A 22,520-nucleotide genomic window follows, 5' to 3' on the forward strand; every position below is an offset into this window, starting at 1 on the left:
ATTAATTCGAGAAATGAGCTATGTGATATCGTATATTTTTCAAACTTTAGGAATGTTTCATCTATTTTTAAATGCGACAGCGATAAGATTTTCCATTCAAAATGAACAAAGTAAAACTTAATTAATGTCAACCTAGAGAAATCATCCAAAAATTGTTTTTAGACCCTGATATGCATTTTAGAAAATATTAAAATGACAGTTAGGCTAATCCTGAGACTGTCATTAAAGACTCTTTCATCTAAGAGTTAATCAAATCATTTTATATATCAAAGGCCTAAGCCATTACGTGCCTGTTCATGTCCTTCTTCAGCATCACGATCAGCTTCGTTTATTCGTGCAGCATCGTCATTATGATCTGCTCTAGCGGTATCCTGAGCAGCATCCCGAGCAGCATCCCGAGCAGCATCGACATCGGCTTGAATAGCAAAAAAACCATTATTAATTTTCATCACTTCGCTCCTTTTTTATTATTTCCAGCGACTAATTTAACGCTTCAAACAAACTACTGTCAATACGTAACATTAAGAAAATAAATGATTTTTATATTAGCAAACTGATGTTTTGTGATAATGGAACAGATTAATTAATTAATTTTCTTCTTCAAGCTATTTTCATATACATCATTAAAATTTTCAGCTTCAACTTTTTCTTTTTTAAAGAAAACCCCTGGTATTTGAACTATTTGCACTTTATCTTGATGTTTGAATTTGATGTGTAGATCAACGATGCCGGGATCATCTGTTAAGAGATTATCACTGCTATGCCTTTTATTTAATGAAGGGGTTTTAATTTTGATTTTTTGGATAATGGGCTGGTATTTTGATAGTGATGATGCATCCTGCAATTTTAATTGCTTTTCAATATCATCCAATTGATCATCATTTTCGATGTCTGAACCTTCTTTATTATGCCCTGCCTCATATTTCTGATTACATGTTAAATAAATATCATATGAGCTAGCCCCTAACCACAACAGATTACTTACGGTAGTGAATACACCGGAAATATAATCATAAGTTGTTAATTGATCTCCAACATATAGACCATATATTGATACCATGGAGCAACATGCTGCAACTACAAACATAGATGATGAAACAAGTCTTCTACTTAATAGGCTCATTGACTCCTTCCTTATCTTTTATTCCATTGAAACCTTTACTATGAAAGCCCTGGCACATTTAAACGTATATGTATTTATTCTTAATCCAAATACGTACTTCATACTAGCATTTTGACATGTAAATTAGCCACTTGTTGAATTGATAGGAATTCTAATCTGAAACAACTTATTGTAATTATGATTTACGCGCACTATTGAATAGTGATTTGAATTAAAGCTTCTTTCAAAGATAGAAAGAAGCTATATAAGTGAGTTCTTACTTAACCATTTTTCTGACTTTTTGAATCGCTCGGATTTGGGCAACAGCACGTGCCAATTCCGCAGTAGCGACTGAATAATCCATTTCCCCGCCTTTGCCAGCCATTGCAGCTTCAGCTTGAGCTTTTGCAGCAAGTGCAGCTGCTTCATCGAGATGCTCAGCGCGCTCAACAACATCAGCAAGAACAGTAACGGTGTTCGATTGAACTTCCAACATTCCACCTTGAACGTAGTAAATTTCTTGGTGGCCGCCAGGTAAAGTGAGTCGTACTTCGCCTGGTTTCAAAACTGTAAGCAAAGGGGCATGACCGGCTGTAATGCCTACTTCGCCTAATTCTCCGGTTGCAACAACTATTTCAACCAAACCGGAAAATATTTCATGTTCGGCACTAACTATATCTAAGTGCGTTGTTCTAGTCATATTTGCTTACCTCATAAGGTCTTAGCTTTAGCAACTGCTTCCTCAATGCTACCAACCATATAAAATGCTTGCTCAGGCAAATCATCGTATTCACCGGCGAGAATACCTTGGAAGCCCTTAATTGTATCTTTCAGTGATACGTATTTTCCTGGAGAACCAGTAAAGACTTCAGCAACGAAGAATGGTTGTGACAAGAATCTTTGGATTTTACGCGCACGGGTAACAACACGCTTATCTTCTTCAGATAATTCGTCCATACCAAGAATCGCAATAATATCTTTTAATTCTTTATAGCGTTGTAATGTTTGCTGTACACGGCGAGCAGTATCGTAATGCTCTTGTCCCACAACGAGTGGATCTAATTGTCGAGACGTTGAATCCAATGGATCTACCGCAGGATAAATACCTAACTCAGCAATTTGACGTGACAATACAACTGTAGCATCCAAGTGAGCAAAGGTAGTTGCTGGTGATGGGTCAGTTAAGTCGTCAGCAGGTACGTATACTGCTTGAATTGAAGTGATAGAACCGGTCTTTGTAGACGTAATACGTTCTTGCAACATACCCATTTCTTCAGCAAGTGTTGGTTGGTAGCCTACCGCTGAAGGCATACGACCTAACAGAGCAGATACTTCAACCCCTGCCAGGGTATAGCGATAAATGTTATCAACAAACAGTAATACATCACGGCCTTCGTCACGGAATTTCTCAGCCATAGTCAAGCCCGTTAGTGCAACACGTAAACGGTTACCTGGTGGCTCGTTCATCTGACCATAAACTAATGATACTTTATCCAATACATTGGAATCTTTCATTTCATGATAGAAATCGTTTCCTTCGCGAGTACGCTCGCCCACCCCAGCAAATACCGAGTATCCGCTGTGCTCAATAGCGATGTTTCGAATTAATTCCATCATGTTAACGGTTTTACCCACTCCGGCACCACCGAACAAGCCCACTTTACCCCCTTTGGCAAAAGGACAAAGCAAGTCAATAACTTTAATACCGGTTTCAAGTAATTCCTGACTTCCAGCTTGATCTTCGTATGTTGGCGGCTTGCGATGAATAGCCCAGTGCTCTTCAGCACCAATTGGACCCGCATCATCAACAGGACGGCCAAGAACATCCATAATTCGACCTAAGGTTTTCTTTCCTACAGGTACTTGGATAGGATGACCTGTATTTTCAGCCTTTACACCACGCTTAAGCCCGTCAGTTGTTCCCATAGCAATCGTACGGACTACGCCGTCACCTAGCTGTTGCTGTACTTCAAATACCAAATCACCCTCAGCAAGTTTCAATGCATCATTGATTTTAGGGACATTCTCACGGGGGAATTCTACGTCCACAACCGCGCCAATAATTTCTACTACAGTTCCTAAGCTCATTTTATACCCTCTTATAAAGCGGCTGCGCCACCGACAATTTCTGCTAACTCTTGAGTAATTGCAGCTTGTCGGGCTTTGTTATAAGCCAATTGAAATTCTTTAATCAAATCACCGGCATTATCCGTTGCATTTTTCATTGCAATCATCTTAGCCGCTTGTTCACAAGCAATATTTTCAACTACTGCTTGATAAATCTGCAATTCGATAAAACGTTCTAAAAGATTATCCAGCAATTCCTTAGCATCAGGTTCATATATATAATCCCAGTGATGCCCCATTGTCGTGCTGTCTTCTTCTGATTTTGGCAATGGTAATAATTGTTTCACTACAGGTTTTTGCGTCATGGTGTTGACAAATTCGTTGTAAACCACATGCAACGCATCAATGGTGCCATTGTTAAAGGCATCAAGCATCACTTTAACGATACCAATAATGTCTTTAATGCTTGGTGTATCACCCAGATGTTCTTTCGAGCCAAGAACATTACTGCCAACTCGTTTAAAAAATGCTTGTCCCTTACGTCCAATGACCGCGAGGTCAACCTCTTTACCTTGCTCCTTCCAGCTACGAATGGTACGTACTGTTTCTCGCAATAAGTTGACGTTTAAGCCCCCACACAGGCCGCGATCGGTAGTAACAACGATAAGGCCGATACGATTAATATCGCGATGACTCATAAACGGGTGCCTGTACTCTGAGTGTGCACGAGCAATATGTTTTACTACACTGTAGATCTTATTGGCATAAGGCTTAGATGCGCGCATTCTTTCCTGAGTCTTACGCATTTTGCTTGCTGCCACCATTTCCATCGCACGAGTAATTTTCCGAGTTTTGTTAATACTCGAAATTTTCGAACGGATTTCTTTTGCTCCAGCCATAATCTTACTTCGCCTTAAATTGACTTACCAACTTGCTGTACGCTTAAAGTCTTCTACAGCTTTTTTCAATTTTGCTTCAATGTCATTATCATAACCGCCTGCTTCATTGATCAATTGCAACAGATCAGGATGCGAGCTACGCATATAATCATGTAATGACGCTTCAAACGCTGCAACTTCATTTACAGGCACATCATCCAAATAACCTTTTTCAACCACAAACAAAGCGGTACCCATTTCTGCAACAGACAATGGAGAATATTGTTTTTGCTTCATTAGTTCAGTGATACGCTGACCACGCTCTAACTGCTTACGAGTTGCATCATCAAGGTCAGAAGCAAATTGCGAAAACGCTTCCAGTTCACGGAATTGAGCAAGTGCCAAACGAGTACCACCACCCAATTTTTTCATGATTTTTGTTTGTGCCGCACCACCAACCCGCGATACAGAAAGACCCGAGTTAATTGCTGGACGAACACCAGAGTTGAATAAATCAACGTCAAGGAAAATCTGACCGTCGGTAATCGATATAACGTTTGTTGGAACGAATGCAGATACGTCACCAGCTTGAGTTTCAATAATTGGCAATGCAGTTAATGATCCTGTTTTTCCTTTAACTTCACCGTTAGTCAGTTTTTCTACTTCTGCAGCATTAATACGCGCTGCTCTTTCTAACAAGCGAGAATGTAAATAGAAAATATCACCAGGATACGCTTCACGACCAGGCGGTCTTCTTAACAACAATGAAATTTGTCGATATGCCCAGGCTTGCTTGGTTAAGTCATCATAAACAATTAATGCATCTTCTCCTCGCTCCATGAAGTATTCACCCATGGTACAGCCGGCATAAGGGGCAATAAATTGCAAAGCAGCTGAGTCAGAAGCACCTGCTACTACAACGATTGTGTGCTCTAAAGCACCATGTTCTTCAAGCTTACGTACAATTGCTGCTACAGATGACGCTTTTTGGCCAACTGCCACATAAACGCACTTAACGCCAGTACCTTTCTGGTTAATAATCGCATCAATTGCAATTGCTGTTTTTCCTGTTTGACGGTCACCAATGATGAGCTCACGCTGTCCACGTCCAACTGGAATCATTGCGTCAATCGCTTTCAATCCTGTTTGTACAGGTTGATCTACTGATTTACGGGCAATAACACCAGGAGCAACTTTTTCAATTGGGGACATACCTGCTGCTTCAATAGGTCCTTTTCCATCAATTGGATTACCTAAAGCGTCAACAACACGTCCTAATAAACCGTTTCCAACTGGAACTTCAAGAATACGACCAGTACATTTCCCTTTTTGGCCTTCTGCTAAAGAAGAATACTCTCCAAGAACAACTGCGCCTACTGAATCTCTTTCAAGGTTAAGAGCCAGACCATAAACGCCGCCTGGGAACTCGATCATTTCACCAGCCATTACATCTTCTAGGCCATGTAAGCTCACAACACCGTCTTTCAAACTGACAATAGTACCTTCATTACGTGCTTCAGATACTACACTAAAGTGTTCTATTTTCTTTCTGATTAATTCACTGATTTCAGAAGGATTTAACGCTACTTGTTCTGACATGGAAACTATCCTCTAAATTATGCGGCCAATTCCGTGCTAAGCTTATTAAGCTTGCCTCGAACTGAACCATCTATAACTAAATCACCCGCTCGAATTATTGCTCCACCAAGCAAGGAAGGATCAATACTGATTTTTAACGAGACCTTGCGCTGTAAGCGCTGACTTAATGATTCGACTAATCGCTGTTGTTGTGCACTTGATAAATCAGAATAACTGCATACATCAACGCTCAGAGTTTTTTCTTGCTCTGCACGATGTGCTTCATAAAGCGCATAAATCTCGGGTAGCAGCATCAATCTTTTATTGGTAGCCAATAACGTGATTAAATTGTTTAATGGCTTGTTTTCTTTTGATTTTGCACCGATTGTTGCTTCCAACAACTCGATATGTTGCGCTATAGTCGTTGCTGGATTTGCAATAAATTTCTCAGCATCAGGTGTCAACACAGCTTGTGCAAGATTTCTCAAATGTGCTGACCACTCAGCTAATTCTTTTTTCCCTAAAGCATATTCAAAAATTGCCTTAGCATAGGGTCTGGCTATGGTGGTATTATCAGACATTTTAAATCTCTTCTATCAAGTTATCTAATAATGCAGTATTTGCCTTAGCATCTATTTCGCGCTTCAAAATCTTCTCTGCACCGGTTATTGCTAAGTTTGCTACTTGTTTACGCAACTCATCTTTTGCATGATTGATTTGTTGCAGTAATTGCTCTTGTGCCAGTTTTATTTGTATTTGCGCTTCATGCTTTGCTGTTTCTTTTGCTTCTTCAATTATTTGTGCAGCACGCTTATTTGCCTTTTCGATGATATCAGCTGATTGAACTTTTGCTTGCTTTAACTCATCTTTCACGCGATGTTGTGCTAACTCTAATTCTTTACGACCACGCTCAGCAGCAGCGAGACCGTCAGCAATTTTGTCTTGTCTTTCTTCCATAGCTTTTGCTAGTGGAGGCCATACTAACTTCATGGTAAACAAAACAAAAGCTGCAAAAACGAGCATTTGTACGACTAATGTTAAATTAATTTCCACCGTTTATCTCCTGGAACAATTAGGGCGCCATGCGCCCTGATCATGTGTTATCAAGAACCCAGGTTGCTAAGGAACGGGTTTGCGAAAGTAAAGAACAATGCGATACCCACGCCAATCATAGTTACGGCGTCTAACAAACCTGCAACGATGAACATTTTTACTTGTAACATTGGAACCATTTCTGGTTGACGCGCTGAGCCCTCAAGGAATTTGCCACCAAGCAAACCGAATCCTATCGCTGTGCCCAATGCACCCAAACCAATTAACAAGGCAACCGCAAGAACGGTCATACTTTGAATTTGTGCTATTAAACTAGCGGCTTGCATATTTATCCCCTTTACAATGGATGAAAATTAAATCGGTTAATGATCTTCGTGTGCCAAACTTAGATAAACAATCGTTAGCACCATGAAAATAAATGCTTGCAATGTTATCACCAATATGTGGAATATTGACCATGCCAGCGCCAAAATAAATTGTGCTGAGCCTAAAGTCACTGTGCTCACTGTTGATGATGTTGCAGCATTTAAGGTTAACAGAGCGATTAATATAAATATTAATTCGCCTGCATATAAGTTCCCAAATAAACGCAGTGCTAGCGAAATTGGTTTTGCAATAAGACCAACCACTTCGAGCAACAGGTTAAAAGGTATAAATCCAGGATGATTAAAAGGCTGTAAAGTAAGCTCTTTTATAAATTTTTTAGGGCCTTTTATTTTAATGCTGTAAAAAATAATAAGAATAAATACAGAAATTGATAAACCAAAGGTCAAGTTCAAATCGTTAGTGGGCACTACTTTAAGGTAATGAATTCCACCAGCTTGGGCGAGTGCAGGCAATACATCTACGGGAAAAATATCCATAAAGTTCATCAGGAAAACCCATAGAAATATGGTTAAAGCCAATGGACCAATTAAGTTATTTTTGCCATGGAAACAATCTTTTACCTGATTATCTGCAAACTGAAGCATAATTTCAGCAAAATTCTGTAATTTGCCAGGAATTCCGGTAGTCACTTTGCGCGAACCAAAATACATTAAGCCACAAACAAAAATTCCTAAAACAATCGAGAAAAATAAGGTGTCAAGATTCAATGTCCAGAAACCGCCCGAACCAAATTTCATATCACTTACATTAAAAGTAAGATATGTTAAATGATGCTTGATGTAATTTGTGCTAGATACCATTTCAGTCACTTTCAGGCCTATTCTGTTTGTTTACAATAATCAATGGGGCAAACCAATGTGTCATCAGTATCATAATGTATGATCCAAAAAACGCCAATGGTGTAATTTTAAATAGTAAAAACACCGTGGTGAATAAGAATATGGACAGTACTATCTTTAACGCTTCGCCTTTATAGAAACTATTCACTATCTTTTTGGCTGAACGAGCACCTTGATACTTAAACAGTTTGTTTGCAAAATACGCATTAGGAACAATACAAACCATACCACCAAGCAATGCTGAACTTGCTGCATTAGTATCGAATACTAAAGCACAAAACGCTGTAAAGACCAATGTAACGCCTGATTGCACAAGCCATAACCGTACAATTCCGCGCTTACTTAGCTGTTTGTTCACATATTCACCTAAGTTTCACCGCGCGAATTATAAAGCAACCCGCATGAATAATCAACGCTATATTTTATTATGCGCGAATCTTTATTACCAATGACCTACATTTGGCGCTGATGCCCAGGGTTCCTGTATTGGCAAGGGCTCTCCTTTTTGCAACAACTCTATGGAAATATTATCTGGTGAACGTATAAATGCCATATGACCATCGCGTGGAGGCCTATTAATTACAACCCCTGAATCGTTCAATCGTTGGCATGTCTCATATATATTATCAACACGGTACGCTAAATGGCCAAAATTACGTCCTTCTTTATACTCCTCATGATCCCAGTTATAAGTAAGTTCAAGTAATGGTGCTTTAAGTTGTTTTGCTCGCTCCAAGTCATTAGGTGCTGTGAGGAATATCAGAGTAAATCGACCTTTTTGATTCTCCATGCGATTGACTTCAATCAATCCCAATTTCTTACAATAAAAATCAAGTGACTCATCCAAATTGGAAACTCGTACCATCGTATGTAAATAATTCATTTATTTTCTCCCTGAAGTTCATGTTGCTTTCGATGCCACATACAAAAACATCCTATTAATAGGGCAGTCGATTTGTGATGCATTGTATCATATCAAAAATGGAGACAATGCTCGCTCAATTAAGCTGTAATTCCAATTCTATGCAAACATATCCCTTATTTTTAATTATCATAACAAATTTGTACACTAAAGAATCGTGACACAGCGGTCGTTTTAGGCTGAAAATCCCCATTATATTTGATTTTACCGTCTATAATTAAAATGTGGAGCTTGTTATCGCAACTCGGGTAATAAGTAGTGTTTATTAACCTCGCAAAAGGAAAAAACATGCCTGATAAGATCCAACATACTGCAGCCAGTCTGCAGCAAAAAATGCTCGCTCGTTATAGCGATGGGTTACATCATAAACATAACAAACATCATCTAGAATATCGACAACACTGTAGATCACACCCATGTAATCAAATTAATGGCTTAAGTAAAGATGAAGAAGAAGGGCTAGCCGGTTCTACGGGATTGTTACGTCAATTTAAATTGAGGAAAATGCGTAAACGACCTGATAAGGGAAGTTTCCACTAAAAAACATGCATCCTAAAAAAAGCGATTGGATGTATGGTTTTGATTAATCAAACGCTTTTTTTAGGATCATCCTACAGAGCTATCCTGATAAGTAAAATACTTAAGAATTTTTACTACCCGCACTACATCATTTGTTCTTCTTGCCATATTAATTACTTTTTCAGCTTGTTCTTGGCGGACGTCACCCATCAGATAGACAATTCGGTCTGAAGTAACTATTTTGAATGCATTAGGATCAATAGAATCATCAGCAAAAATTTGACTGCGAATTTTAGTGGTTATCCAACTGTCTTGTACTGTATTTGACTCCGAAGTACTTACATGAACTTGATTAAAAAGACGTCTATAACCTCTTACTTTAGCTAAACGCTGGCTTAATTCCGTTTGCATTTCAGCATTAGGAACATGTCCTGCTACTAAAACATCGCCGTTAAACACCGCGATATCAATAACACTTTCAGTATTTTTGAATGTGTTATCAACCATTATCGCATTATTCACTTTAAGGTATAAACTGTAATCATCCAGTTTTTTATACACATTATGTCGATTGTAAACCATAGTGGCGCCTGTCCATACGCTGCCTAAACAGCCGGATAGACACAGTAGAACCGAAGTAAGTAATACAGCCAAACATCCTTGTTTTAACATATTATTTAGTGAATATACTGAAAAATTTTAACCACTTTACTTACACCATTAACGCGCCGCGCGGCATCAACTGCAAGAGCTGCTTGCTGGTCATTAACGATACCCATGAGATAAACTACTTTGTTTTCCGTCACAATACGAATCGATCCAGACTCAAGTCCTTTTTTAGCCAATAACATACTGCGAACTTGGCCTGTAATCCAACTGTCTTTGGAACGTTCCGTAAGTGGTATGGGATAGCCTACCGATAGTTCATTATATACTCTATGTACACCCGGAGTAGTTCGCGCGATTTTTTCCGCCAAATTACGTAAGGAAGCTGTTGGGGTTTGACCTACAAGCAAGACAACTCGATTAAAGCTGGTTACAAGTACCCTTGAATCACTAAACTGACGGTTAGTTACGATTGCTTTATGAATTAAATGAAATAATCGAGCATCTGCCTCCATAGTGATGATACCGCGTCGATCATAAACCATTCCGGCAACTGCACCGGTTACTACTGCAGCAACACATCCTGTTAATAAGGTAGTTACTAAAAGAAAAACGATTGATTTTAATTTAAATCTCATTTTTTACCCCAAAACCTGACCAAACAATGATTGGTCAATTAAATCACAAAAGCAATGTAAGATGAACAGGTGCATTTCTCTTATTCGTGCGGAATTATCTGAGGTAACACGAAGTTCAATATCCTCGGGGCCTAAATGATTTGCAAGAACGCCTCCATCACGTCCGCTTAAGGCAACCGTGTCCATTCCGCGTTCGTTTGCTGCATGAAGTGCATGCAACATACTGTCTGAGTTACCTGAAGTGGTTAACAAAAGCAGTACATCATTTTCTTGCCCTAAAGCCTGAATTTGTCGCGCAAATACTTGACTGTAATGATTATCATTTGCGGAAAAACTTAAACTGCTCGCATCAGTACTTAAATTAATTACGGGAAGAGAAGGTCTTTCTACTTCAAACTGGTTCAGCATTGCGCTCGCAAAATGCATGCAATTGGCGCTTGACCCCCCATTACCACATAATAATATCTTTCCATCCGCAAGCAAACAATTTACTAAACGTTGTCCGGCTTTGGCGATCAAATCAGATAAAGAATCAGCAAGTGCTATCTTGGTTTCTATATTTACACCGATCAAATGCCTTACTCGTTCTTCCATTTGTACCATCATAATTAGACCTCAATTTCATACTTTTTTTGTAGCCTGGGTGAAGCAAAGCGAAACCCGGGGAACATACGGTAGAAAAACCCGGGTTTCGCTTTGCTTCACCCAGGCTACATTAATTAATAATCTAGGCCAAATGCATCCTTGACCCAATTAATGGATGCTGATTTCCCATCAATACTTACAACGTCGAAACGAAGAGCAAATTGATTATACTTTTGGTGATCCAGTAGATAATATGCGGCGGTTTTAAGTATTTTTTGTCTTTTTGCATAGGTAACACTCGCAATACCACCACCAAATTGCATGGAAACCCGTGAACGAACTTCTATAAAAACCAGCTGTTCTTTATCACGCATAATTAAATCAATTTCACCCAGGCGACAGGCGTAATTTTTCGTAATTAACTCAAGACCATGCTTTTTTAAATAAGCTAAAGCTTTTTCTTCAGCAATACGTCCTTTTTCATAGGTCATCAATTACGCCGTCTCACCTAATGAATGGACAAGACCCTGTTTAAACTGTCCCCACTCCAGAACTCGAGCAACGTGCTGAGACGGCTTGAGATATAAAATACCCTCTCCATTCTGCGATTGGTCTGCTGGAAATAACATCAATTGATTCAATTGGGTAGCCAAAGTATAACTATCGATTCCTAAAGCATACAATCGGTTGTAGCTATTAAATTGTTCTGGCCAATTGCGTGTCCCCGCCTGATGCGAGAAAACCCAAGGGATATCACAAAAAATAATTCCATCAAGATCTTTATCTTTCAATGGATTGGCACTGCCACCATAAACACTGGCTGTAGCATATACGGGAACATCTCCTGCATAGTAGTAATTTAATAAAGGCATAATTTGCCGAGCTTTTGAGGGATAGGCAAGCAAAAATATCATGTCGAAATCTTGCCTACGACTAATAACAGGCTGGATTTTTTGCCCTAGTAATTCCCTTAACTTCTTTTCGCGTTGTTGGCTGTTGGTGATTTGCAGAAAATCCTTCATTTTTTTATTCAAATCATCATTAGAGCCATATAAAAAAGTGTCAACAACACGTCCACCACTCTTTTGCCATTGTTGGGTAAATGCTTTGGTTACCTCTTTTCCCCAATCATTTCCTGGTGCAATAATTAATGCTCGACTGTATCCTTTATTTTTTGCTCTGATTGCTACTTGCGTTGCTTCATTTGCTGGTGAAAGTCCGAATGAATAGGAGTTTTCCTGGATAGCAGTATCCGCATCATTGAGCAACAGCGTAGGCACAGGATGGGGTAGTGCCGCAATTGCAGCTACCTGCGATTTGGTTAAAGGCCCCACAATGTAATCAGCACCATCATTGACTGCATTTTGATACAAAGAGGCAACATCACCTTTATTGGTATCGTAGGTTTTCACTTGCATGGATGTTTCGCTCTTATTGCTCTTGTATGCAGCCATAAATCCATCCCGCACTGCAGTTCCTGGTCCTTGCAATGCACCGCTTAAGGGTAACAAAAGTGCTACTTGTTTTGGTTGGGCACGTATTTTATTCGCGATAGAGTCCAATGGCGTAGGTAAAATATGATTTGCAGGATGACTCCTGTATTGAGATTGCCAATGATCTAGAGCAGCGAGCAGCGATTTTGGATTGTCGCGATACGTACGTGAAATCAATGCGAGCTGTACCCATCCTTGTAACACGGATTGATTCGTAACTTGAGCAACAAAAGAATTTAATTCTGCTTGAGGTATACGCGTCAAGGTTAACCATAGTGTACGACGGTTATTGGCTTGACTTTCCTCATCACTCAGCAAAGTCTCAAGTTGGATACGTTCATTAACCGATTCCAATTGCTTACCTGTACCACGATATGCCTGTGCTAAAAGTTCATGAAGCTGGATTTTTTGATAAGGAGACAATTCTTTGCGTTCAGTAATATCGTCTAATCGGTTCAATGCGATTTGAGGTCGGTCGCGAATGAGATCAATTTGTGCCAATAAAAGATTCTTTTCATCCTTAAGTGCCGGTGTTAATTCAGAAGTCTGTGCTAAAATTGCAGCACCTTGTCGCCATTGACCCTCTGAAATCAATCGACCCGCAGCCAGAAGTAAGGACTGTTGTTTTTCGATGCCTTCTTGATTTTTAGCCTGCACAAGGTAACTTCCAGTAGGTTTGGAATAAGGACTCGCTATTTTTTTCTTCTCTACTTTTGGTGTAGGTATTGGCGCAGCCATTTCTGGAGGATTCACCGCTGTGGTGCATTGGCAAAGAAAAAAAGTAGATGTCAGTAAAAAAAATACGCGAATTTTTATTAACATGTTTTTAAGAATTCGAATGAGCGATAACGCAAGAGGATAAACCATGACTAACTCTCTAGCAACAGACATAGGAACACTTTATATCGTTGCAACACCAATAGGAAACCGTGAGGACATTACGTTTAGAGCATTAGAGGTGCTTAAGTCGGTTGATTTTATTTTAGCTGAGGATACACGTCATTCGGTGCAACTATTAACTTCTTTAGGAATAAAGAATAATCTTGAATCACTCCATGCGCATAATGAAAATGATAAAAGCAAGCATATTATTGAAGAACTTTTAACTGGAAAATCAGTAGCACTAATCAGCGATGCAGGCACACCTTTAATTAGCGATCCTGGTTTTTTATTAGTAAAATTAGCACGTCAACACCATATTCCTGTTATCCCTGTTCCTGGAGCGTGCGCATTAATTACGGCGCTTTGTGCCGCTGGCATTCCTTGTGACTCTTTTCTTTTTTTAGGATTTCTCCCGTCAAAACAGCAGGCAAGAAAAATTAAATTGGAAGCCTTACGTGCAGAGCCACATACTTTAATTTTTTATGAATCGACACATCGTATTCTTGAATGTCTTGATGATATTGGTGAAATTTATGGCCAAACGTGTGAGATTGTTCTGGCAAAAGAATTAACCAAAACATTTGAACGCTTTATTACCGGTACTTTGCTTGAGGTCAAAAACTGGCTTTTAGCAGAACCCGCGCATGTAAAGGGAGAATTTGTGCTGCTTATTCCTCCGCGCCCAACTACCCCTGAGCCTGATACCCATGAAAAACTGCTTAAAGTATTATTGGATGAGCTACCACTTAAACAGGCAGTAGCCATTGCCTGCAAGCTAAGCAATGGAAGTAAAAATGAATTGTATGAAAAAGCATTGGCACTAAAAAATAAATCAATGTAGCCTGGGTGCAGCGCAGCGAAACCCGGGTTTTCTGTCATAAACGAACTTTCGCTCCCGGGTTTCGCTGCGCTGCACCCAGGCTACATAAATTAAATAAGGCAACAATTACCTACATCTTCTTCATGAAGTAGTCGATCTTTTTCATTAGACCTACCTTCTTTATCATCATATATATCTTCTTCATTAGGACCTTGCAAAGCTAACCTCTCTGCTTCTTTTTTACTGCTATGCTGATCGTTTGCATGATAAATTTCATAGCCTATATATAATACAGTTAAAGCGATTGCAGCTGGCCAGCATACAGCATAAGTAGCAATTAAAAGGGTTGGCATGACTGTATTTTTTATCATCGTAAAAACAAAATCATTATATGCAGCGTCATACTCCTTAAGTGCAGCAGCATAATCTTCTTTTCCTTGAGCACACTCCAAACGTAAACTTTTTTCCTGATACTTCGCATAAGCATCCGAAGAGAGATACATTGCTACTGCAACAGTACATACAAAGAAACACGTAATCGCTATACCAGGACCAGTAAATAATAATGAAGCGCTAAATCCAAGCATCAATAAAGCTGCTGCTGCAGCATTAAAATAAAATGTTGCTTCTTTCGTGCGCCAGTTAATTTCCAGCTCTAGAATTTGCTTTTCAAGCATTTCTATATGCAGATCTCGCTCTTTTTGAGATAAATGTGTAAACAATGCTTTATTGCGGTAATCCTCTATTTCCTGCTCATATTGTGCTTTCTTAACCAGATACTCCCGTTTCGCCAAATAGCATTTATATAAAGTCAAACAGACGTCAAACCCTAAAAATGCAGCAGTAATTATTCCTGCAGTAGGATCGGGGATGTGGGTGATATGGTTAAAGTTGGTTAAAAAATTAACTGTTGCCCATACCAAGTCATTAGCAAAATTGCAGTGGCGCTTATATAGTTCAAATTTAAAACGTTCTAAACGAGTAGTTTTATCCTTTTTCTCCTCCTCGGTAGGGAAAAAAGTATGTTGAACCAAGTAACCCGCATCGATGGCAAAACGAATTAAAAAGAGACCTACGCTAAAATAATTAAGTACCCCATTAGGTGCTTTAAGTCGCTCAATTATTTTATCAGCATCGGTATGCGTACCTAGAATTTTATCCAGTTTTTCAAGAAAGTGCGTCTCCTTTGCTAGAGAAAAACCTGAAACCAGAGTTAAGCGGCAAAATACCCAATATACGCGGCATAAGTTAGCATAAGCCACATAATCGCGAATTTGAGAAAGATGAGCTGGCGAAGTCAACAAATTACGAAAACTTTTAATAAAATAGTCCTTTAACCAGTTAGCAAACTCTTCTTCATCTTTTTGTTTTTCTTTTTCCTTTATTCCCTTCGATAAATGCTTTTTAATATTTTCCTTTAATTGGGTATATTCATCTTCTTTGCTTGTTCTTCCATATTTTTTTATAAAGGATGCCTCTGAAAATCTATTTTTATGTGTATATGCCTTATGAAAAGTTTCCAAAAGCGTAGCGCAATAGTAACAGTACTCCCAAAATGCTTTATATTTTTCATCATCTTGATCTTTTTGTTTTTGTAATACAGAAAATATATTAATGAATTCAGTTTCAAGATCTTTTTGATTTTTTAATAGAAAGGAATAGCTAACTTGACTTGCTCGACCTTCAATGTCCTCAGGAGTAGTTAGCTCCTTATTGTGAAGTTGCATGAAAAACTCGTTCTTATCCTCAACAAAAGTCTTTTCAAAGTCCGAAAAAGTCTTTTCTAATTCCGAATAAGCCATAGCAACCCCCTAACTTTACAAAAAATTTACAAAGTGTATTTATATGTACATTATCATTTGCCTTTAATTTTGACAAGATGTTTTTGTATGTTTTTTTAACATAATGTTTCAAAACGGTAAAGAAATGAATTGAGTTGTTACATAAAGAAAAGTAATGACTTATTTGCCAATACAGAAGCTGGAAAAGATACGACCTAACAGATCATCGGAACTGAATTCACCGGTTATCTCGCATAAGTGTTGATGGGCGCGACGTAAATCCTCTGCCAATAACTCACCGGCGCGATGCACGGTTAATTGTTGTTGGCCAATAGTAAGTAAATTTTTTGCTTCATCTAAAGCGTGTAAATGACGTCTTCTGGCAAGAAAGTGGCCTTCATTCGGTTGATAGCCAACAACCTGTTTTATTATATGTTTTAGACTGTCAATTCCTTCACCTGATTTTGCAGAAAGATAGACTGTATGATCGTGTACTTGAGCGCTGCGACCTAAGGTATCTATTTTATTAAATATCGTAATGATGGGAACTTCTTGTGGTAATGCGGTCCTAATTTCCTTTGTTAAATAATGATGGTGTTCCAGATCGTTCATATCAACGACGAGCAAAACACAATCTGCCTTCTTTAACTCTTGCCAGGCTCTTTTAATTCCTTCCTTTTCAACTAAATCATCAGAATCACGTAAACCCGCAGTATCAATGATGTGTAATGGAATATCATCAAGTAAAATATGTTCACGCATCACATCACGTGTTGTACCAGCAATTTCCGTAACGATAGCGATATCACGTCCAGCGAGGCAGTTAATCAAAGTTGATTTGCCTGCATTAGGTCTTCCAGCGATTACTACAGATAAGCCTTCACGTAAAATCACGCCTTGATTAGCTTGCGAACGGATCTCATCTAACTCAATTAAAATATTTTGTAGCAAATGAGCTACTTTACCGTCATTCAGGAAATCGATTTCTTCTTCCGGAAAATCAATTGCTGCTTCCACATAGAGACGTAAATAAATAATTTTTTCGTTTAATTGATTGATTTTATTTGAAAACTCGCCTTGCAATGATTTTAAGGCCATTCGCGCCGCAGTTTGCGAACTGGCTTGAATTAAATCAGCTATTGCCTCAGCCTGTGTTAAATCAATTTTGTCATTTAGAAAGGCTCGCTCAGAAAACTCCCCTGGACGCGCCATTCGCGCCCCTAGATCAATGCATGCTTTAATGAGCATATCGAGTACAACGGGAGATCCATGTGCTTGAATTTCAACAACATCTTCACCAGTAAAAGAGTGGGGGGCTTTGAAATAAATCATTATCCCTTGATCAATTAAAGCATCGAGTTGTTGTGATTGTGCATTCTCAGAGAAAGAATAAAAGGAACAAAAAGTAGCCATACGCGGTGACAGCGGCTTATTGCCATTAAGCGAATGGGCTATTGTGTATGCTTGTGGACCTGATAATCGTATGATTCCTACCCCACCTCTTCCAGGCGGGGTAGCTATGGCTACTATGGTTTCTATTGTAGGCATTTATTTAACTGGAACTAGTTTCTTTGCTGGTTTTTCATCAGAATATTTTCGTGTAATGTACCATTGTTGCAATATGGACAAGGTATTATTCACAATCCAATACAATACTAAACCTGCTGGAAAATTCCAAAATAAGCCAGTGAATAATACGGGCAAAAACATCATGATTTTTGCTTGCATTGGATCAGGTGGTGCTGGATTTAATTTTTGTTGAATCAGCATTGTAGCGCCCATGATTAATGGCAATACATGATACGGATCAGGTGAAGCCAAGTCGTTAATCCATAAGATAAATGGAGCTTGTCTTAACTCAACGCTTTCCAATAAAACCCAATACAAGGCAATAAAAACAGGAATTTGGATTAATATAGGCAAGCAACCACCTAAAGGATTTACCTTTTCCTGTTTATAAAGCTCCATGGTAGCTTGGCTGATTTTTGCTTTATCATCACCATAACGGTCACGTAAAGCTTGTAATTTGGGTTGTAATTTACGCATCCCCGCCATTGATTTATAGCTTGCAGCAGATAAACGATAAAAGGCTAATTTAATTAATACAGTAACTAGAACGATTGACCAACCCCAGTTGCCAACAAAATTATAAATTGCTTTCATCAACGAGAATAATAACGTAGATAAAAACCATAAAATTCCATAATCAACGGTAAGTTCAAGCGAAGGAGCAATATTTTTTAATACACTGGTGATTTCTGGACCTATATACAATCTGGAACCCACTGTTGTCTGCTCGTCGGGCTTAAGTGTAATCGGTTTGCTCACAGCACCAATGGTGTAATCATTATTTGCAGCGCGGGTATAAAATTTGTTGTTTGCATTAGATTCTGGAACCCAGGCACTTAAAAAATAGTGCTGTTGCATGGCAATCCAGCCACCCTTACTGTCTACATCCAGATTTGCTTTATTCATGTCGCTAAAGCTTACTTTTTGATAGCGATGTTTTCCTGGTTCTGAATAAGAAGCCCCCGTATAGGAACCAACATGAAATACGCTCGATTTGTCCTCTTTGGGTGAGCTACGCAGTAACTGGGTATTCAAATATCCAGTCCAATCACTGCTTCCTCTATTTACAATTTTGTAATTTACATCAATAAGATAGCTGCCTTTTGTAAAGGTAAATTCTTTTTTTACATCAAGACCTTCATCGCTTTTTCCACTCAGTGTCACGATTATTTGCTTTTGATCGGGACTTAATTCGAATTGTTGTTTTGATGTTGTAAAATTAAAGTCAAGTGCTTGAACGTTTTGTCCTGAGGCGACAAAAAGGCTGCTGTTAGCAACATAGCGTTCGTTGGACTGATTTTGTAAAAGAAGAAACGGCTTATTCTTTTCATCTACGCTTTGAGGGTAATTAAGAAGTTGACTTGCAACAACATCACCTTGTTGAGGATCAATAGTCACATGTAAAACATCTGTTTTAACCTGGATTAGGGACGCATTGTTTTGTTTCGTTGGTTCAGCAACTGGATTAATTGGAGTTGATGTTGACGTATTGGATGGGGTTACTTGAGGTAACAAAGGTTGTCCACTTTTCTCTTGGATTGTCGCATTTTCTGTTGGTACTGACTTTGGAGGATAGTCTATTTGCCAAGCATTCCAAAGCGATAAACTTACTAGCGCAAGCGCCATATATAAAACAATACGTCGTATATCCATCAATGATTCTCGTTGTTGGGGAGTACAGGATCATAGCCGCCACGTGACCACGGGTGGCAACGCAATACTCTTTTTAAAGCCATCCATAAACCTTTGGTTATGCCACATTGTTGGATAGCACTTTCAGCATATTGTGAACAACTTGGGTAATATCGGCAACTTGGCTTTAACAAAGGGCTAATTAAATACTGATATAGTTTGATGGGTAAACAAACTATTTTTCGTAACATGAGATTATTTTTTTCCATGTTTTGCCCATTCTAGCGTTTATAATTGCATTTGTTTGTTTTGCTACGCCTTGTCTTGCTAAAAAAACCACATCGACTGCAGGTAATTCTTTTTGTCGAAAGCTTTCTCTTAACAGCCGTTTAATACGATTTCGATCATGAGCTTTTGCTATCACTTTCTTTGACAACGCCAGCCCAAGTCGTGCATAACCTAAATTATTCTCTCTAAAGAGAATGATAAACTCGGATGTTACAATTTTCTTCGCTTGTTCAAACACATAATTATAATCATTTTTTGTTAATAATCGCTGTGTTTTTTTAAAAGCAAACACTTAAGCAGTCAAACGCTTACGGCCTTTAGCACGACGACGTTTAATTACTAATCTACCTGCACGAGTAGCCATACGTTCACGAAAACCATGATCACGTTTACGTTTTAAATTGCTGGGTTGAAAGGTGCGTTTCATGATGAACCTGTTAATAAAATTATGAGGCTGGCAATAATAGATAACTTTTTTTCTACTGTCAATTTTGTGCTTTGATTATTTTTTGTCTATTTTCTTTTTTTACACATAAATTTATTGCCTGTTAATAACTACATTATTTTATTTTTTTAAATTTTTTATTGTTATTGTATCTTTGCTTACTTGTTGATAACTATTAAATTATATTTAAAATCATTGAGTTATATTAAAAATAACTTTGTTTGTAAGCTATTTTTTTTCCTGTGATCAATTTGTATGTATCTTTGTGCTTTGATTTATTCATCTCTTTATTATCATCTTATTCCCTATATTTGATCCCATTTATTCATAGTTAACTTGATCCAAGGTGATTTAAATTTAGTCGATTTATTTTGTTCTTAGTTTTTTAGATTATTGTTTCGTTTTGATGATCATTGTTTTAGCTGGAACTGATTAAATGATGAATTTCTGATCTTTTTAAAAATTGTTACCATTATTACTTGGTTTATTTATTTAAAGTTTTATCTTTAATTAGATGGATTTGAGCTGCTTTTATGTAAGAGATATGTTTTATTAGAGAATAATATAGAATTGAGAAGCCGCATCTATTAAACAAGGAATCTTCAAGTCCCTATTTTAAAATTTACAGGTATACAAATACGGAGTATCCTTTTAAATATGGATCATCATGCTTATGCTCTTATTATTTAAAAGAGTTTCCTATAGATCCATGACATTACTATTAAATAGCTTCCAGGATAATGTGCGTGTTTTTTTAAAAATATCCACACTTTTTTTGTGGATAACTTTTCTTTATCTAAAAGCCTGAGTATAATTTATCTGCAGCAGCACCTTGGTGAATCGAAGAAATTCTACTTTTTCACTTTATTTAAAGTAATTTCATCCTTAATTATCTTGCTGTCCAGGTACTTTCAGTGGCATATTTAAATGCTGTGGCTAATTAGTTTTAATATTCTTTTTACCACCCTTCTTTGATGAGGAGTTATGTTGTGTCAGCATCTGTTTGGCAAAAATGTTTAGGTCTATTGCAAGATGAATATTCTGCTCAACAATTTAATACTTGGTTGCGTCCTTTACAGGCACATACAGATGAGCAGCGCTTCATTTTATTTGCGCCTAATCGATTTGTTGTTGACTGGGTTAAAAAGCATTTCTTTTCTCGAATCGAAGAGTTGATTAAGCAGTTTTGTGGTGATGAGATTAAATCAATTTCCATTGAAATTGGAAGTAAAGCTTCCAGTACAGACTCAGAGTCGAGTTCTTCAGGTTCATTTTCTTCTGAGGTAAATACATCTCCTCCTGTCAGTTCTACGGTAAGTAAAGCTGTACCAAAAAAGGCTGTTGATTATAAGAGCAGCCACTTAAATAAAAAATTTATTTTTGAAAGCTTTGTTGAGGGGAACTCCAACCAACTTGCTCGTGCTGCATCAATGCAAGTGGCTGAGCGACCTGGTGATGCATACAATCCTCTATTTATTTATGGTGGTGTAGGCTTAGGAAAAACGCATTTGATGCATGCTATTGGAAATGCCATCTTAAAGAATAATCCTGATGCTAAAATTCTTTATCTTCATTCTGAACGTTTTGTTGCAGATATGGTCAAAGCTCTTCAAACGAATTCAATTAATGAATTTAAACGTTTTTATCGCTCTTTAAATGCATTACTTATTGATGATATACAGTTTTTTGCTGGTAAGGACAGGTCTCAAGAAGAGTTTTTCCATACTTTCAATGCTTTATTGGAAGGACAACAGCAAATCATTTTAACGAGTGACCGTTATCCGAAAGAAATTGAAGGCATGGAGGAGCGTTTGAAATCCCGATTTGGTTGGGGGCTAACCGTTGCTGTTGAGCCACCTGAATTGGAAACACGAGTTGCTATTTTAATTAGTAAGGCAGAACAATCGAATATTGATTTGCCTTATGAAGTTGCATTTTTTATCGCGAAACGTATTCGTTCTAACGTAAGAGAGTTAGAGGGCGCGTTACGCAGAGTTATTGCTAATGCTCATTTTACAGGTAAGCCAATTACCATTGAGTTTGTTCATGAAGCGTTACGTGATCTTTTGGCTTTACAAGATAAGTTAGTCACAATAGAAAATATTCAAAAAACCGTTGCTGAATATTATAAGGTCAAGGTGGCTGATATTTTATCTAAACGCCGCAGTCGCTCTATTGCTCGACCTCGGCAAATGGCTATGGCCTTAAGCAAAGAGTTAACGAATCATAGTTTGCCTGAAATTGGTGATCATTTTGGGGGTCGCGATCACACAACGGTCATTCATGCATGTAGAAAGGTTAGGGAATTGATCCAAGACGACAGTGATTTTGCCGAAGATTATAAAAATTTGATGCGTATTTTATCTTCTTAGTTCTACAAAGTAGTGTAGTAGTACGTCGTCTTGTTAGGTCATATTTGTAATCTCAGCAGTTAGT

The 22,520-nt window shown here is 38.1% G+C and carries 26 protein-coding genes; 3 read left to right on the forward strand and 23 right to left on the reverse strand.

The window, feature by feature from the left end; genetic code table 11:
- Positions 1 to 266: 266 nt before the first annotated feature.
- From Lani_RS11235 to Lani_RS11290, 12 genes are all read right to left on the reverse strand, one after another.
- The gene (locus Lani_RS11235; protein WP_019232657.1) at positions 267 to 449 is read right to left on the reverse strand and encodes a hypothetical protein; all 183 of its coding nucleotides are present in this window, start codon (positions 447 to 449) and stop codon (positions 267 to 269) included.
- 134 nt (positions 450 to 583) lie between these two features.
- Complete coding sequence (locus Lani_RS11240) at positions 584 to 1,123, reverse strand: hypothetical protein (protein ID WP_127908258.1); 540 nt, start codon at positions 1,121 to 1,123, stop codon at positions 584 to 586.
- 256 nt (positions 1,124 to 1,379) lie between these two features.
- Entirely contained in the window at positions 1,380 to 1,802 is a 423-nt protein-coding gene (locus Lani_RS11245; protein WP_019232659.1) for a F0F1 ATP synthase subunit epsilon, read from the reverse strand.
- A gap of 11 nt (positions 1,803 to 1,813) precedes the next feature.
- Positions 1,814 to 3,190: a F0F1 ATP synthase subunit beta gene (gene atpD / locus Lani_RS11250; RefSeq protein WP_019232660.1), complete on the reverse strand. Its 1,377-nt coding sequence runs from the start codon at positions 3,188 to 3,190 to the stop codon at positions 1,814 to 1,816.
- 11 nt (positions 3,191 to 3,201) lie between these two features.
- On the reverse strand, positions 3,202 to 4,068 hold the full coding sequence (gene atpG, locus Lani_RS11255; protein ID WP_019232661.1) for a F0F1 ATP synthase subunit gamma: 867 nt from the start codon (positions 4,066 to 4,068) through the stop codon (positions 3,202 to 3,204).
- 24 nt (positions 4,069 to 4,092) lie between these two features.
- The gene (gene atpA / locus Lani_RS11260; RefSeq protein ID WP_019232662.1) at positions 4,093 to 5,646 is read right to left on the reverse strand and encodes a F0F1 ATP synthase subunit alpha; all 1,554 of its coding nucleotides are present in this window, start codon (positions 5,644 to 5,646) and stop codon (positions 4,093 to 4,095) included.
- 17 nt (positions 5,647 to 5,663) lie between these two features.
- Entirely contained in the window at positions 5,664 to 6,206 is a 543-nt protein-coding gene (locus Lani_RS11265) for a F0F1 ATP synthase subunit delta (RefSeq protein ID WP_019232663.1), read from the reverse strand.
- Position 6,207: 1 nt separating this feature from the next.
- The gene (locus Lani_RS11270) at positions 6,208 to 6,678 is read right to left on the reverse strand and encodes a F0F1 ATP synthase subunit B (RefSeq protein ID WP_019232664.1); all 471 of its coding nucleotides are present in this window, start codon (positions 6,676 to 6,678) and stop codon (positions 6,208 to 6,210) included.
- A 50-nt stretch (positions 6,679 to 6,728) separates the two neighbouring features.
- On the reverse strand, positions 6,729 to 7,004 hold the full coding sequence (gene atpE, locus Lani_RS11275; protein ID WP_019232665.1) for a F0F1 ATP synthase subunit C: 276 nt from the start codon (positions 7,002 to 7,004) through the stop codon (positions 6,729 to 6,731).
- Between the two features lie 36 nt (positions 7,005 to 7,040).
- A complete protein-coding gene (atpB, locus tag Lani_RS11280) occupies positions 7,041 to 7,865 on the reverse strand; it encodes a F0F1 ATP synthase subunit A (RefSeq protein ID WP_019232666.1) in 825 nt (274 codons plus the stop codon).
- Position 7,866: 1 nt separating this feature from the next.
- Positions 7,867 to 8,262 (reverse strand): F0F1 ATP synthase subunit I, encoded by a 396-nt coding sequence (locus tag Lani_RS11285; RefSeq protein WP_019232667.1) that lies wholly within the window; start codon positions 8,260 to 8,262, stop codon positions 7,867 to 7,869.
- Positions 8,263 to 8,346: 84 nt separating this feature from the next.
- Positions 8,347 to 8,787: a VOC family protein gene (locus tag Lani_RS11290; protein ID WP_019232668.1), complete on the reverse strand. Its 441-nt coding sequence runs from the start codon at positions 8,785 to 8,787 to the stop codon at positions 8,347 to 8,349.
- A gap of 327 nt (positions 8,788 to 9,114) precedes the next feature.
- On the opposite strand from Lani_RS11290, the gene Lani_RS11295 reads away from it, so the two are divergent.
- A complete protein-coding gene (locus Lani_RS11295) occupies positions 9,115 to 9,366 on the forward strand; it encodes a hypothetical protein (protein ID WP_019232669.1) in 252 nt (83 codons plus the stop codon).
- Between the two features lie 66 nt (positions 9,367 to 9,432).
- Here Lani_RS11295 and Lani_RS11300 read toward each other — a convergent pair whose 3' ends face one another.
- The 5 genes from Lani_RS11300 to Lani_RS11320 form a co-directional block, all read right to left on the reverse strand.
- Positions 9,433 to 10,017: a BON domain-containing protein gene (locus Lani_RS11300; protein ID WP_040522110.1), complete on the reverse strand. Its 585-nt coding sequence runs from the start codon at positions 10,015 to 10,017 to the stop codon at positions 9,433 to 9,435.
- 5 nt (positions 10,018 to 10,022) lie between these two features.
- Positions 10,023 to 10,589 carry a BON domain-containing protein gene (locus tag Lani_RS11305; protein ID WP_019232671.1) on the reverse strand — a complete coding sequence of 189 codons (567 nt, stop codon included), beginning with the start codon at positions 10,587 to 10,589 and terminating at the stop codon, positions 10,023 to 10,025.
- A 3-nt stretch (positions 10,590 to 10,592) separates the two neighbouring features.
- A complete protein-coding gene (locus Lani_RS11310) occupies positions 10,593 to 11,192 on the reverse strand; it encodes a D-sedoheptulose-7-phosphate isomerase (RefSeq protein ID WP_040522150.1) in 600 nt (199 codons plus the stop codon).
- Positions 11,193 to 11,308: 116 nt separating this feature from the next.
- On the reverse strand, positions 11,309 to 11,665 hold the full coding sequence (locus Lani_RS11315; protein WP_019232673.1) for a YraN family protein: 357 nt from the start codon (positions 11,663 to 11,665) through the stop codon (positions 11,309 to 11,311).
- A 3-nt stretch (positions 11,666 to 11,668) separates the two neighbouring features.
- Entirely contained in the window at positions 11,669 to 13,534 is a 1,866-nt protein-coding gene (locus Lani_RS11320) for a penicillin-binding protein activator (protein WP_019232674.1), read from the reverse strand.
- On the opposite strand from Lani_RS11320, the gene rsmI reads away from it, so the two are divergent.
- A complete protein-coding gene (rsmI, locus tag Lani_RS11325) occupies positions 13,533 to 14,390 on the forward strand; it encodes a 16S rRNA (cytidine(1402)-2'-O)-methyltransferase (protein WP_019232675.1) in 858 nt (285 codons plus the stop codon). The two genes, Lani_RS11320 and rsmI, sit on opposite strands and share 2 nt — an antisense overlap.
- An 89-nt stretch (positions 14,391 to 14,479) precedes the next feature.
- Here the strand turns inward: rsmI and Lani_RS11330 are convergent, their stop codons facing one another.
- From Lani_RS11330 to rpmH, 6 genes are all read right to left on the reverse strand, one after another.
- The gene (locus Lani_RS11330) at positions 14,480 to 16,171 is read right to left on the reverse strand and encodes a hypothetical protein (protein ID WP_019232676.1); all 1,692 of its coding nucleotides are present in this window, start codon (positions 16,169 to 16,171) and stop codon (positions 14,480 to 14,482) included.
- A gap of 159 nt (positions 16,172 to 16,330) precedes the next feature.
- Complete coding sequence (gene mnmE, locus Lani_RS11335) at positions 16,331 to 17,698, reverse strand: tRNA uridine-5-carboxymethylaminomethyl(34) synthesis GTPase MnmE (RefSeq protein WP_019232677.1); 1,368 nt, start codon at positions 17,696 to 17,698, stop codon at positions 16,331 to 16,333.
- Positions 17,699 to 19,372, reverse strand: coding sequence for a membrane protein insertase YidC (yidC, locus tag Lani_RS11340; protein WP_019232678.1), 1,674 nt, complete (start codon positions 19,370 to 19,372; stop codon positions 17,699 to 17,701).
- Positions 19,372 to 19,620 carry a membrane protein insertion efficiency factor YidD gene (yidD, locus tag Lani_RS11345; RefSeq protein ID WP_019232679.1) on the reverse strand — a complete coding sequence of 83 codons (249 nt, stop codon included), beginning with the start codon at positions 19,618 to 19,620 and terminating at the stop codon, positions 19,372 to 19,374. Before yidD ends, yidC begins: the two co-directional genes overlap by 1 nt.
- A complete protein-coding gene (rnpA, locus tag Lani_RS11350; RefSeq protein ID WP_019232680.1) occupies positions 19,587 to 19,931 on the reverse strand; it encodes a ribonuclease P protein component in 345 nt (114 codons plus the stop codon). Before rnpA ends, yidD begins: the two co-directional genes overlap by 34 nt.
- The gene (gene rpmH / locus Lani_RS11355; RefSeq protein ID WP_019232681.1) at positions 19,932 to 20,066 is read right to left on the reverse strand and encodes a 50S ribosomal protein L34; all 135 of its coding nucleotides are present in this window, start codon (positions 20,064 to 20,066) and stop codon (positions 19,932 to 19,934) included. It lies immediately after the preceding gene.
- A gap of 1,007 nt (positions 20,067 to 21,073) precedes the next feature.
- Here rpmH and dnaA point away from each other — a divergent pair.
- The gene (dnaA, locus tag Lani_RS11360; protein ID WP_019232682.1) at positions 21,074 to 22,456 is read left to right on the forward strand and encodes a chromosomal replication initiator protein DnaA; all 1,383 of its coding nucleotides are present in this window, start codon (positions 21,074 to 21,076) and stop codon (positions 22,454 to 22,456) included.
- Positions 22,457 to 22,520: the final 64 nt, after the last annotated feature.

It is taken from the genome of Legionella anisa (genome assembly GCF_001467525.1).
In the GTDB taxonomy this organism is placed as follows: domain Bacteria; phylum Pseudomonadota; class Gammaproteobacteria; order Legionellales; family Legionellaceae; genus Legionella; species Legionella anisa.

Coding starts and splice junctions, on each gene's coding strand:
- atpA (WP_019232662.1), bottom strand. CDS start 5,646: ATGTCAGAACAAGTAGCGTTAAATCCTTCTGAAATCAGTGAATTAATC.
- rpmH (WP_019232681.1), bottom strand. CDS start 20,066: ATGAAACGCACCTTTCAACCCAGCAATTTAAAACGTAAACGTGATCAT.
- yidC (WP_019232678.1), bottom strand. CDS start 19,372: ATGGATATACGACGTATTGTTTTATATATGGCGCTTGCGCTAGTAAGT.
- yidD (WP_019232679.1), bottom strand. CDS start 19,620: ATGGAAAAAAATAATCTCATGTTACGAAAAATAGTTTGTTTACCCATC.
- Lani_RS11290 (WP_019232668.1), bottom strand. CDS start 8,787: ATGAATTATTTACATACGATGGTACGAGTTTCCAATTTGGATGAGTCA.
- Lani_RS11315 (WP_019232673.1), bottom strand. CDS start 11,665: ATGACCTATGAAAAAGGACGTATTGCTGAAGAAAAAGCTTTAGCTTAT.
- Lani_RS11295 (WP_019232669.1), top strand. CDS start 9,115: ATGCCTGATAAGATCCAACATACTGCAGCCAGTCTGCAGCAAAAAATG.
- Lani_RS11310 (WP_040522150.1), bottom strand. CDS start 11,192: ATGGTACAAATGGAAGAACGAGTAAGGCATTTGATCGGTGTAAATATA.
- mnmE (WP_019232677.1), bottom strand. CDS start 17,698: ATGCCTACAATAGAAACCATAGTAGCCATAGCTACCCCGCCTGGAAGA.
- atpD (WP_019232660.1), bottom strand. CDS start 3,190: ATGAGCTTAGGAACTGTAGTAGAAATTATTGGCGCGGTTGTGGACGTA.
- Lani_RS11245 (WP_019232659.1), bottom strand. CDS start 1,802: ATGACTAGAACAACGCACTTAGATATAGTTAGTGCCGAACATGAAATA.
- Lani_RS11240 (WP_127908258.1), bottom strand. CDS start 1,123: ATGAGCCTATTAAGTAGAAGACTTGTTTCATCATCTATGTTTGTAGTT.
- Lani_RS11265 (WP_019232663.1), bottom strand. CDS start 6,206: ATGTCTGATAATACCACCATAGCCAGACCCTATGCTAAGGCAATTTTT.
- atpG (WP_019232661.1), bottom strand. CDS start 4,068: ATGGCTGGAGCAAAAGAAATCCGTTCGAAAATTTCGAGTATTAACAAA.
- Lani_RS11330 (WP_019232676.1), bottom strand. CDS start 16,171: ATGGCTTATTCGGAATTAGAAAAGACTTTTTCGGACTTTGAAAAGACT.
- Lani_RS11235 (WP_019232657.1), bottom strand. CDS start 449: ATGAAAATTAATAATGGTTTTTTTGCTATTCAAGCCGATGTCGATGCT.
- Lani_RS11320 (WP_019232674.1), bottom strand. CDS start 13,534: ATGGTTTATCCTCTTGCGTTATCGCTCATTCGAATTCTTAAAAACATG.
- atpE (WP_019232665.1), bottom strand. CDS start 7,004: ATGCAAGCCGCTAGTTTAATAGCACAAATTCAAAGTATGACCGTTCTT.
- atpB (WP_019232666.1), bottom strand. CDS start 7,865: ATGGTATCTAGCACAAATTACATCAAGCATCATTTAACATATCTTACT.
- Lani_RS11305 (WP_019232671.1), bottom strand. CDS start 10,589: ATGAGATTTAAATTAAAATCAATCGTTTTTCTTTTAGTAACTACCTTA.
- rsmI (WP_019232675.1), top strand. CDS start 13,533: ATGACTAACTCTCTAGCAACAGACATAGGAACACTTTATATCGTTGCA.
- Lani_RS11300 (WP_040522110.1), bottom strand. CDS start 10,017: ATGTTAAAACAAGGATGTTTGGCTGTATTACTTACTTCGGTTCTACTG.